7 protein-coding genes and 2 pseudogenes are annotated in these 11,107 nt (G+C 70.7%); 4 read left to right on the top strand and 5 right to left on the bottom strand.

Going from position 1 to position 11,107, the window contains the following annotated elements; translation table 11 throughout:
- Positions 1-60: 60 nt before the first annotated feature.
- On the top strand, positions 61-786 hold the full coding sequence (locus IE269_RS43605; RefSeq protein WP_229898594.1) for an MFS transporter: 726 nt from the start codon (positions 61-63) through the stop codon (positions 784-786).
- A 195-nt stretch (positions 787-981) separates the two neighbouring features.
- Here IE269_RS43605 and IE269_RS40570 read toward each other — a convergent pair whose 3' ends face one another.
- The 3 genes from IE269_RS40570 to IE269_RS40580 form a co-directional block, all read right to left on the bottom strand.
- Positions 982-2,505, bottom strand: coding sequence for an FAD-dependent monooxygenase (locus IE269_RS40570; protein WP_189828368.1), 1,524 nt, complete (start codon positions 2,503-2,505; stop codon positions 982-984).
- A gap of 296 nt (positions 2,506-2,801) precedes the next feature.
- Entirely contained in the window at positions 2,802-4,424 is a 1,623-nt protein-coding gene (locus IE269_RS40575; protein ID WP_189828369.1) for a carboxylesterase/lipase family protein, read from the bottom strand.
- Positions 4,421-4,681, bottom strand: a complete 261-nt coding sequence (locus tag IE269_RS40580; protein WP_189828370.1) for a hypothetical protein — start codon at positions 4,679-4,681, stop codon at positions 4,421-4,423. Before IE269_RS40580 ends, IE269_RS40575 begins: the two co-directional genes overlap by 4 nt.
- A gap of 535 nt (positions 4,682-5,216) precedes the next feature.
- Here IE269_RS40580 and IE269_RS40585 point away from each other — a divergent pair.
- Positions 5,217-6,797 carry an aspartate:alanine exchanger family transporter gene (locus IE269_RS40585; protein ID WP_189828371.1) on the top strand — a complete coding sequence of 527 codons (1,581 nt, stop codon included), beginning with the start codon at positions 5,217-5,219 and terminating at the stop codon, positions 6,795-6,797.
- Positions 6,798-7,543: 746 nt separating this feature from the next.
- Here the strand turns inward: IE269_RS40585 and IE269_RS43935 are convergent.
- A pseudogene (locus IE269_RS43935) lies at positions 7,544-8,494 on the bottom strand (AraC family transcriptional regulator).
- 182 nt (positions 8,495-8,676) lie between these two features.
- Between IE269_RS43935 and IE269_RS40595 the strand changes: the two are divergent.
- The gene (locus tag IE269_RS40595) at positions 8,677-9,369 is read left to right on the top strand and encodes an NAD(P)H oxidoreductase (RefSeq protein ID WP_189828372.1); all 693 of its coding nucleotides are present in this window, start codon (positions 8,677-8,679) and stop codon (positions 9,367-9,369) included.
- Between the two features lie 512 nt (positions 9,370-9,881).
- Here IE269_RS40595 and IE269_RS40600 read toward each other — a convergent pair.
- Entirely contained in the window at positions 9,882-10,250 is a 369-nt protein-coding gene (locus IE269_RS40600) for a peptidase inhibitor family I36 protein (RefSeq protein ID WP_189828373.1), read from the bottom strand.
- Between the two features lie 357 nt (positions 10,251-10,607).
- Here IE269_RS40600 and IE269_RS43940 point away from each other — a divergent pair.
- A pseudogene (locus tag IE269_RS43940) lies at positions 10,608-10,820 on the top strand (transposase family protein); the annotation flags it as partial.
- Positions 10,821-11,107: the final 287 nt, after the last annotated feature.

Genomic DNA, 11,107 nt, shown 5'->3' on the forward strand with positions numbered 1-11,107 from the left:
TCGGCCTGGTCATCGGGCGCCCTGTTCGTCATACGCCAACACCGCCTCACCGACCCGCTGTTGGACGTGGAGCTGTTCGCCGACCGCGGCTTCAGCGTCTCGCTCGGCACGCTGACACTGACCGTGGTGTTCATGCTGGGCAGCCAGTTCCTCGTCGCCCAGTACATCCAGATGGTGCTGGGTCTTCAGCCCCTGGAATCCGCGGTGTGGAGCCTGCCGATGGTCGTCAGCGGCACGCTCGCGATGTTCGTCGCCCAAGGAGTGGCGGCCCAGGTGGGCAAGGCCTACGTCTTCGGGACGGGACTGACGATCGCCGCCGTCGGCTTCGCCGTACTCACGCAGATGGGAGCGGGCTCGGGCATCGCGACGGTCGTCACGGGCGCGTCGCTGCTCTTCGCCGGACTGATGCCGGTGTCCTCCCTCGGCATCGGAATGATCGTCGACGCAGCACCGCCGGAGCGGGCGGGGTCGGCCGCCGCTGTCGGAGAGACCACCCAGGAACTGGGCGGCGCACTCGGTATCGCGGTGCTCGGCAGCGTGCTCAACCTGGTCTACCAAAGCCACATGACCGAGGAGGTTCCGACCGCAGTGCCGGCCGCCGTCCGCGAACCGGCGACCGACAACCTGCCCGCCGCCCTGGAGAGCGCAGCGAAGCTCCCCGAACAGTTGAAGGATGCCTCCGAGGTCCTCCTCGCATCCTTCAGCACGCTGACGGAAGCAGACGCCCACGCTGCCGCAGGACGCCTGGAAGGCAGTGACCTTGTGGCAGTCCGGTTGCGCAGCTAGCAGCCCGAGCCCGTCGACAAAGACGCCAGGCGCGGCGTCTGCCCGCCGGACGGCGGCGCTCGATACGAAGACCAACTGCCCGGACACCTTCCCCGACACCCCGGCCTGCGCCACGCACCCGCGCTGGAGCACACCGAAGGTGATCGCTGCGGCCAACGCCACGGCACCCACTCGCCCGCAAGGCTGCGGCACCCGTCAGGCCGTCGGACGGCCGAACCAGCGGGAGGCCGCCTCCTCGAATCCGGCACCGGCATCGCCGCCCTGCGCCCATGCCACGGTGCCGTCAGGACGGACCAGTACGGCCTCCAGCCCGAGACCGTCGACCGGGGTTCCGGCCGCGTACCGCACCCTGTCCCGCCAGGCCGCCGCCGGTCCCGCCAAGCGGCGCTCGGCGGTGAAGTCGAGGACGACGCCCAGTCCGTCCCGCATCAACTTGCCCAGCGAGGTTCCGTCTTCCAGCAGGAAGTCGGGCGCGTTGCGGCCCACCAGCGGATGCGCGTCGCCGAGGTCGTAGCGCATCGACGATCCCGACATCTTCTCGAAGACGTACGTCGTCCCGTCCCGTGTCTCGAGCAAGTCGCGGAACACACCGCGGGCTGCCCACGTGCCGCGGTCCGGCCGCATGACCGCCACCTGCGCCCGCGACCAGTCGAGCACCTGCGCGCCGACGGGGCGGCGTTCTTCGTCGTACGTGTCGAGGAGGCCGTCCGGCGCGTGCCCCCGCACGGTCGCCGCGAGTTTCCAGCCCAGGTTCATGGCGTCGCCGATACCGGTGTTCAGGCCCTGCCCGCCGAGGGGCGAGTGGATGTGCGCCGCGTCGCCCGCGAGGAGGATCCGGCCCTTGCGGTACGTCGTCGCCTGCTTGGCCCGGTCGGTGAAGGTCGAGACCTGCTGGACGTCGGTCAGGGTCACGTCGGTGCCCGACACACGGCGCAGCACCGTCTGGAGATGATCACGGGTCGGCTGCCGCGACCGGTCGAACGCGCCGCCGTCGAAGTCCATCATCCCGAGGGCTCCGTCGACGCCCATGCGGAGGTACAGGCCGGTCGGCGTCGCGTGCATCCCAGGGTGCAGCTTCTCCGGGCCGGCGAGCGTGGCGACCATCACGTATCCGGTGAACTCCGGCTCCGTGCCGGTGAATTCGATTCCGGCGAGACGTCGCACGGCACTGCGACCTCCGTCGCAGCCGACGACCCAGCGCGCCTCGACGGCATCCGCGCCCGCAGAGACGACCACGTGCTCGTCGTGCTGGACTACCGCGTCCACCGGGGCGCCCCGCTGAATCTCGACGCCGAGCTTGACCGCCCGCTCGGCGAGCAGAGCCTCGACCTCCGGAAGCCTGATCATCAGGGAGTCGGGGGCCGGGCTGGGCAGTCGGTACGGCAGAGCGGCCAGGTCGACCTTGGCCGGATCGAGCATCACGCCTGCGAAGTGGCCCACGGCGGGCGGGCCTGACGTCCCGTCGGCCCCGGCCACGACCGGTGCCCCGTGTCCCGTCATGCCGGCAGAGGTCTCCCGCAGCGCGTCGAGCAGACCGCGCCGGTAGAAGGCTCCGGTCGAGAAGCCGAACAGGCCGCGCTTGTCGAGCGGCTGCGCCTGCCACCGCGAGTCCGGCTCCGGCTCCATCTCCAGCACCTGTACGGAGCAACCCGCGAGCCCGAGCTCGCAGGCGAGGAAGAGACCGACCGGGCCCGCGCCCACGATCACCACGTCGTACATGAGACATCCCCTTCCGAAGCACCGCCGGGCAACCACCCGGCCTTGACACTCCGAAAGGTGCCAACCCCCGCCGACACGGCTCCGACAACCACCGACAGGGCACCGACCCCACCTCGACAGCACGCCGTACGCCCCGGCCCAACCCGGAGAGCGCAGAGTAGGGACCGCTCGTGCGCCGGGAACTTCCAGGCTTCCCGATCTTCGCGGATCCACGACGCCTGGCACGCACTCGCGCCGCACGCCCGCATCACTCGAGTACACCCAGCGCGAGGGCGATCCGGGCGCTCGGCAGGCGGTCAGCGCCGCCAGAATCCGCACCGGTGACTGACGTCCAGGTTCGTGGGACGCGGGCCGCGCGGACCGGGGGTCAGATCGAGCGCGTACGACGCGCCGTGCCCGGTGGTGCGCGGCCAGGATGTCGCGTTCGGTCCGTTCGGTTCGCCGGTGCGGACGAAGCGCGCCCAATAGCCGACGATCCGGTCGGCGAGCCGCTGCTGCTCGAGCGTGAGCGGCGGGGTGCCGGGGGTGTCGAAGATGTAGGGGACGTCGGCGCCGTGCGCGACTGCGGGCCTGACGTTCTCCGGCAGTGGCCGGCCGCTGAGCGGGACGGCGGCCGGGTCGTTGAAGAGATACGTGTACGTGGGTGCCGTACGGGCGTGCCCGCGGGCGGCCCGCCAGGACGGACAGGTCCAGGAGCTGTCGCTGAACACGCGCTCGGCGGCGGCCGTGGGGGAGGGGAAGTCCCGTACGGGATAACGGCGTTCGACGCGCCGGGCCGTGTCGGGGCCGAAGGCGGTGCGCAGCAGATCGCGGTACTGGGTGCTGGTCAGGCCGTCCGGATAGACGCTCAGGGCGAACTCGATGTGCTCGTCGCGGGTCGTTCCCTGAAGGAGCGGTACGGGTGTCTGCCGCCCGGCGGCGAAGACCTCGGCGGGATGCCGGGGCACTAGCTCCGTTCCGTACGCGACGAGGCTGAACTCCGCCTGATGCGCGACGAGTCGACGGGCGGGAAGGCGGCGCAGGCAGGCGAGGTCGGCGCAGGCGAGGCGATCGCCCAGGGCGCGGCCGGTGCGTTGGACGGCCGTGAGGGGCTGCCAGCCGTTGACGGGCCCCGAACCGGGGCCGAACGCGCCGGCCGGGAATTCCGTCAGACACGATCCGCTCTGCACGATCGCCTGCCGGAACAGGCCGCGCGCGGCCGGTGCCGCCATCAGGGTGCAGGTACTCATGGCGCCCGCGGACACGCCGCCGAGAGTGACGAGGTCGGGGTCGCCGCCGAAGCGGGCGATGTTGGCGCGCACCCAGCGCAGTGCGGCGAGCTGGTCCTGGAGGCCGAAGTTGCCTTCGGTGCCGAGCTCGGGGTGGGCGAAGAAGCCGAAGGCGCCGAGCCGGTAGTTGAGCGTCACGACGACCATGTCGCCGGCCCTCGCCGGCCGGGCCGGGTCGTCCAGGGAGCCCGCGCCGGTGACGAACCCGCCACCCGGCACCCATACGAGGACGGGCCGGGGCCTGCCGTGCGCGGGCGGGCGGCTCGGGGTGGTGACGTTCACCGTCAGGCAGTCTTCGCTCTGCGGCAGGCCGCGCGGTATCTCCGGTGCATCCGGCTGGACACAGACCGGACCGGGGCGGGTGGCATCCCGCACGCCTCGCCAGGAGGGGACCGGCTGCGGTGGCCGCCAGCGCAGTGCGTCGACGGGCGGGGCGGCGAACGGGATGCCCTGGAAGCGACGTAATCCGTCACCCGTGGCCGTCCCCCGGACCGCGCCGGCGGTGGTGCGGACGACGGGGGCGGACGCGGTGGTGTCCTGCGCGGGGGATGTGGAGGCGGCAGCCGTGGCGGTGCTGCCGGTCATGTCCACCGGCAGCAGGGCTGCCGCGACCCCGAGTCCGGCGAGCCGCCACGCCGGCCTCCGCCTCATCGCTGCCGCCCGGCCGCTTCGGCGCTGGTGGTGGCCTTGCTGCGCTTGGTGGCCCAGGCGGCGAGGGCCAGACCGGCCACAGCGGCGACGACATGCCCGGTCAGCGCGGCCTCGTAGCCACCGGGGAGCCAGCGCAGCAGGCCGAGGTCGCTGTAGTCGGCGAGTTGCCGGATGGCGCCCTGCACGCCGAGTGCGAGCAGGATCAGCCCGAGGACCTGCAAAACGTCGTACCGGCTGACCCTTCTGAGGGACTTCATGTGATGCGGCCTTTCGGTCGTGAGGAAGGCGTGGGGAACCCAAGCGGAGTGCGGTCTGCGCCGAGCGGGCGCGCGACAGCGCCCGCACCGCCCTGCCGCTTTTGCAATGCGAGTGCATGGTAATAACCGCGACGGCCAGTATGCAATGCGATCGCATTGCGAAGCGGTCGAGCTGCAAGGCGGGAGAACCGCATCCCGCAGGCCGACCGCCACGACGGACAGCCGCCGACTGGTACAGACAGCAGCGGAGTTGACGGTCCGAGAGGGCCACGAAAGCGTGCCCCCGTGCAAGCCGCCGCCCAGGAGAACGTCGCCAGAGGGCTGTGCGACTTCGACCGCTTTGGCGCCCCGTTCCATCCGCCCCAAAGGCCGGTGACGTATCGGCCCTCGGCTGGCAGGGCCGCCCCACCTCGCCGACGATGGAGCCACGTGGGCAGACGACTTTGCCCACATGACGGTGGGCGCGCACGTGCCCACGAGCCGACTGCACCGGACCGTGACACAACGGCCATCCGCACCACCAAGGGGACTCACCGTGGGGCAATTTTTCGCGGACCAGCCCTGGGTGGCCGTGTTCTCGGTCGTCGCGCTCGGCTCCCTGCTCGGCCTGTGCCGCTTCGGCCCCGTGAAGCTCGGCGCGGCGGGTGTCCTCTTCGTGGGCCTGCTGGTCGGAGCCCTGGACAAGGACATCGGTCCCGCCGTCCCCACCGGCGTCTCCGCCCTCGGGCTCGCCCTCTACGTCTATACGGTGGGCCTGGAGGCGGGGCCCGCGTTCTTCAGGGAGCTGCGCGGCCAGCTCGCGGTGATGGCGGCGGCGATCGCCGCCCTCGTGATCACGGCGGGCGTGGTGGGTTTCGTGGGGCACCAGTGGTTCGGCATCAGCGGCCCCTATCTCGCCGGCGGATACGCGGGCATCGGCACCACCACACCCGGCCTGGCGGCAGCCCAGGCGGCCTCGGAGAACCCGGCCCAGCCCGCCGTCGGATACGCGATCGGCTATCCGCTCGCGGTCGTCGTCACGATCCTGTTCATCGCGGTACTCGCGGGCCGACGGCACTGGAAGGCCCGCCGGGACCCCGGTTCCGGCCTCCCCGCCGAACTCGTCACCCGTACGGTCCAAGTGACCAAGGACGTCCGATGGGACGACGTTCCCGGCGTCGCCACCCATCGCGTACTGGCCAGCGAATACCGTCCCGCCGACGGCGAGCCGCGCATCGCCCACGCCCTGGACGTGCTCGCCGCCGGAGACCTGGTCGTACTGGTCGGCGGGGAGAGCGACGTGCGTAGCGCCACCGCCTACCTGGGCGAACTTGCACCGCTGGACCTCCTGGACGACCGCAGCACTGTCGACTACCGGCGCATCCTGCTCACCGACCCGGACCTCGCAGGCCGCACCGTCGCCGAACTCGGGCTGGGCCCGCGCTACGGAGCCCTCGTCAGCAGGGTCAGGCGCGGTGACTTCGACATGCTCGCCCACGACGACCTCGTACTCCAACTGGACGACCGGCTCCGGGTGGTCATGCCGCACGGCCGGGCCGACGCCATCACCCGCCACCTGGGCGACAAGGAGAGCAGCGTCAGCGAGGTGAGCGCGGTCAGCCTGGGGGTGGGCCTGGCGCTGGGATTCCTGATCGGCATCCCCTCGCTCACCCTGGGCACCACCACCCTCGCCCTGGGCGCCGGTGCGGGCCCGCTCGTGATGGGCATGTTCCTCGGCTGGCGACGTCGTACGGGACCCCTGGTCTGGACACTGCCGACGCGGGCGAACCTGACCCTGCGGCAGGTGGGGCTCCTGCTGTTCCTCGCGGTCGTGGGACTGACATCGGGACACTCTTTCCGCGAGAACGCCTTCTCGGTCTTCGGCCTCAAACTGGTCGCGGTCCTGACCCTCGGCGCCTTCGTCAGCTACTTCCTGATGGTGCTCGGCGCCAAATGGCTCGGACAGAGCAGAGAGCGCACCATGGGCCTGCTGTCCGGGTACGTGGGAAACCCCGCGATCCTCGCGTACGCCAACGGCAGGGCAACCGACAGCCGGATCAACGCGGGTTACTCCACCCTGTTCGCTCTCGGAATCCTCGTGAAGATCGTCTGCATCCAGCTGATCATCGGGCTGTAGACGGGAGTTCCGAATAGCAGGTGGATCAGGCGTCGAGTGATTGGTCTTATCGCGCAGGGAGCTGCCGTTTGCCCGCCGGGGTGAGGGGCAGGGTCCGACGGATGGGATCCGCCCCACTGTTCCACTGCCGACGGGGATCTCCGCATCCTGCTCAACCACCTGGTCTGGGAGAACCTGCTGTGGACAGACTTGGCCGAGGGAGCCTCGTTCCGACACGGCCGCCGACCACTTCGGCAGGAGTCACGTCGAGGCGTTCCGAACCGCTTCCATAGCTGCGCCGGCAGCCTTCAGTGTGCCCGGCATGCTCGACCAGCGGTACGGGCCCGCGCCGGGGTGGCGCCTGGTCGAGCATCTGGTGATCGAGATGCTGGTCCACGGATGGGACTTGGCCCAGGCCGCCGGACAGCCGCGCGACCTCGTCCCCGATCTTGCCAAGGCAGCCCTGGCCGTCGTACGGGAGATCTTCGGCGGCCTGCCGCGGACCACTGCCGGTTTCTTCGCCTCACCGGAGCCGGTACCTCCTGGCGCGCGCAGATACCCGGTGGCTGGGCAGGACGCCGAAGTTGACGGACCCCGAACTGGTCACCCACCGCGCAGGAATCCGACGCAACACCCTCACGTCCGTGAGGGCGGCCGAAGAGGCCTCCCCGTGCACCGCCGCGTACGGGAACCTCCCACACCACCCCCAACGCCGCCCGCCCAGCCGTCCCACGACTCCCTCATCAGGGGGCGGCGGGACGACCGGACTACGATCCCGGGGCGGCTGCTCGGGCCGTCATGGCACGGTACGAACTGGGACTCAGCCCCTTGTGGCGCTTGAACGCGGCGCTGAAGCCGAAGGCGTCCGCATAGCCGGCCGACCTGCCGACCTGGGCGATGCTGAGGTTGGTGTCGGTCAGCAGACTCTGGGCCTCGTCCATGCGGTGCTCGGTGAGGTAGGCGAGGGGCGGGCGGCCCATCAGACGGGTGAAGCGCTTGGCGAACAGCGCCCGGGACACGCCGGACCGGGAGGCGAGCGACGCCACCGTCCACGCCTCTGCGGGCCGGTCGTGGAAGGCCTGGAGCGCGGGACCCAGGACGGGGTCGGCCAGGCCCCGGTACCAGTGGGGCGCGTCGGCGCCCGCCCGGTCGAACCAACTGCGCAGGGAGCACACCAGGGCCCAGTCCAGGAGACGGTCCATCAATGCCTGGGAACCGGCCTAGAGTTGGGCGGCATCGGCGGCGGCCGTCTCCAGCCAGCGGCAGACCTCGACGTCCTCCTGGACCACGAGGACGGGCGGCAGGGAACGCAGGAGCCGTTCGTGGCGGTGGCCCGAGGCGCGGTAGGCGCCCACGATCAGCGCGGTTGCCTCCTCGGAGTCGGCGCCCCAGTGGATTCCGCCGAGATCCTGGACGGCGCACTCGGCATCCGTGCCGAAGCAGGCGATCTCGTACGCGTCATGCGTGCCGTGCACGGAGGCGGGCCGGTCCGCGAGGTGGAACGGCGCGGAACCGTTCACGATCGCCGTGTCGCCCGCGCCGACTGCGCGTTCGGTGCCGTCGGGCAGCAGCAGGGTACCCCCGCCGCGCAGCACGCTGATCATGGTGAGCGGCGCGGCGTCGGCGAAGCGGATGGCCCAGGGTGCGGACAGGACGGCGTGGCTGACCACCGAACCCTCGGCCCGGATGCCGCTCAGGAGCGAACTCAAAGGATCCACACCAGGGATCGTAGACGATCTCCTATGTTCGGGAGGGTTTCTCCCATGGATCATCCACGTCGCTGCGGCTGTACTGGTCTCACCGCACCGGCCGGGCCCCACCAAGACGGACCGGGCCCCACCAAGACCGGCCGAGCCGACCGAGACCCACTGAGACCGAACGAGACCCACCGGGAGACACCATGACGCAGCCCGCCGCCCACCCCCGCACCCCCACCAGAACAGCCCTCGTGGTGGTCGCACACCACCGCCCCGATTCCCTCACCGCCCACACGGCCCGCCGTGCCGCCGCGCGCCTCGAAGCCGCCGGCTACCGCATCGACCTGCTGGATCTGCACGCCGAGGGGTTCGACCCGCGGATGAACACGACGGACCAGCCGGACTGGGGCAACAGGGAGAAGCCGTACTCGGACGAAGTGCAGGCCCATATGCGGCGCCTCCTCGACGCCGACGTCGTCGTCGCCGTGTTCCCGGTGTACTGGCAGAGCGTGCCCGCCCTCCTCAAGGGCTGGATCGACCGCGTGTGGAACTACGGGTTCGCCTACGGTCGCAGCACGCCCCGCCTCGCCGGCAAGCGCATCCTGTGGCTGGGGCTGGCCGGAGCCACCGGCGACGATCCCCTCGTGCCGGACATGCAGGCCACCCTCGAAACCAACCTGAGCGAGGGCATCGCCTATTACTGCGGCTTCGCCCGGTCCGCCGTCGCCCTGCTCACCGACGTGGAGGAGCGCCCGCAGCGCGTCGACGCCGAGGGCAACCTCTTGGTCGGTGCGGCGGTCTCGGGTGCCGAGCGGGAGGCGCAGTACGCCGATCTCGACCGGCGCACGCGGGAGTTCGTGGAGAAGTTCGCCGCCGAAGAACTCGTGGTGGCCTGACCGCCGGGGGCAGAGGCGGTCGGGAAGGCGGCCACGAACCGGGATCGGCCACGACCGGGAGAAGCCCCCGTGCCCCCCGCTTCGGCTACTCCGCCTCGTTGCCCCCGGGGGCCCGCCCCGGAGGGTGGTGCCGCAGCCCGTACGCATCGTCATCAGGCTTATCCCTGCGGGCCGTTCATCCCGGTGACGTCGCGACCAGGTCGGGCTGCGCGTGCACAGCTTCGAGTCGGCGCGGCTGCTGGGGCGGGGGTGCGGACGCCGTTTGCGGGCTTCGCCCCTACGCCGTGCGCATCGCGCACCTGCGCGGTGGCGCTGGGGATGCCCGCCCGCACCGCCCCGGCCCTCGCGATCCTTCGTAGCGTCGTGCACGTCATGCGGTACTTCTCGTCGCTGCGCCTGCGGGGCGGGAGAAGCAGCCGCCGCCGGACGCGGACGCTCTACGCAAGCGGGGCGCCCCCGTCGCCGGGGGGCCTGCGGCCGGGGACCGTCGCTCCCCGGCCGCAGACGTGTGGCTACTGCTTCTTGAACGAGCGGATCTGGTAGTCGCCCTGAAGGTTCCCCTCGTGCCCGGAAAGGGTGGAGCCGACCCGCGACTTGTGGTTGGTGCGGGTGTAGTACTGCACGCGGTGGTCGGTGTTGTTGCGCACCGAGCGCACGTTCTGTCCGCGCTGGATGAACGAGCAGTCGTCGGCTGTGTTGGTCTTGCTCTCCTGCGACCATTGACAGCGCGTCCCGCCGCCGTTCCAGTCGCTGTAGATGCAGAAGTACCCGGGCGAGCACGAATAGGCCCGTGCGGCGGGGGCTTCAGCCGCGGCGGACGGGGCCAGGCCGAGGGCGACGGTCATGGCGACCGAAGCGAGAGCGAGCGAACGACGAAACATGGATAGCTCCTCTTCCAGTGGGACGTGCAGCAGCATCAATGCCCAGGAGTAACCGTCTGCATACCTAGCGTGATTAACGGGCGGCAGAGCAGCCGACCGCCCCCGGGTGCCGGGCCACGCGGGCACCCTTCCGGCCGGGCTTCGCCGCCACCACCCCCACGCCCACCGAGCTGGTGAGGTTCGAGTGGTGCGCGGTGGTGGGGCTGTTCGTGTGTGCGGAGGAGGTTGTTCGGTCGGGTGAGGTGAGCCATGTCCAACCCGGCCGGTCCGGCTGTGAGTTGGACGACTCTGCAGATCGGTGAGGCTCCTGGTGGGCGGTGTCATGGCCAAGATTCACTGTGCCGCCAGGAGTTTCGTGTGCCCGTCTACCCGCCCACGACCGACCTGTCGAGCCGTACCCTGCGGCATCCGACGGGCCAACTCAGCCTCCGCAGGCGGATGTTCGGTACCCGATGGCGACGCCTGCCCGCCGACCGGCAGGCTCTATTCGCCCTGGCCTACCTGTGGTGCGGTGACACCTACGCCCAGCTCGCCTCTGGCTTCGGCATCGGCCTCGCGGCTGTCTCCCGCTGCGTGCGCGAGGACTCTGCTGTCGATGGACCGCATCGCCACCGACACCCCACTGCACTCCGGGAAACACAAGCGCCACGGTATGAACTGCGGTTCCTCATCGACCCGTTCGGCAGGCACCCTTGCGGCAATATCCACCCATTCCGGCACAGGGATTGTTCACTGCGCCGAACTGGGCTGATGAACAACGCCTGGGTGGGGTGAGCTAGTGAGCCGGTCCGGAGATGCGTGTGCAGTAGCGGCAGATACGGTCGATGATCTGGTCGGCGGTCTTGGTCCACTTGAAC

Origin of the sequence: Streptomyces spiroverticillatus, from assembly GCA_014650415.1 — a bacterium.
GTDB lineage: Bacteria > Actinomycetota > Actinomycetes > Streptomycetales > Streptomycetaceae > Streptomyces > Streptomyces spiroverticillatus.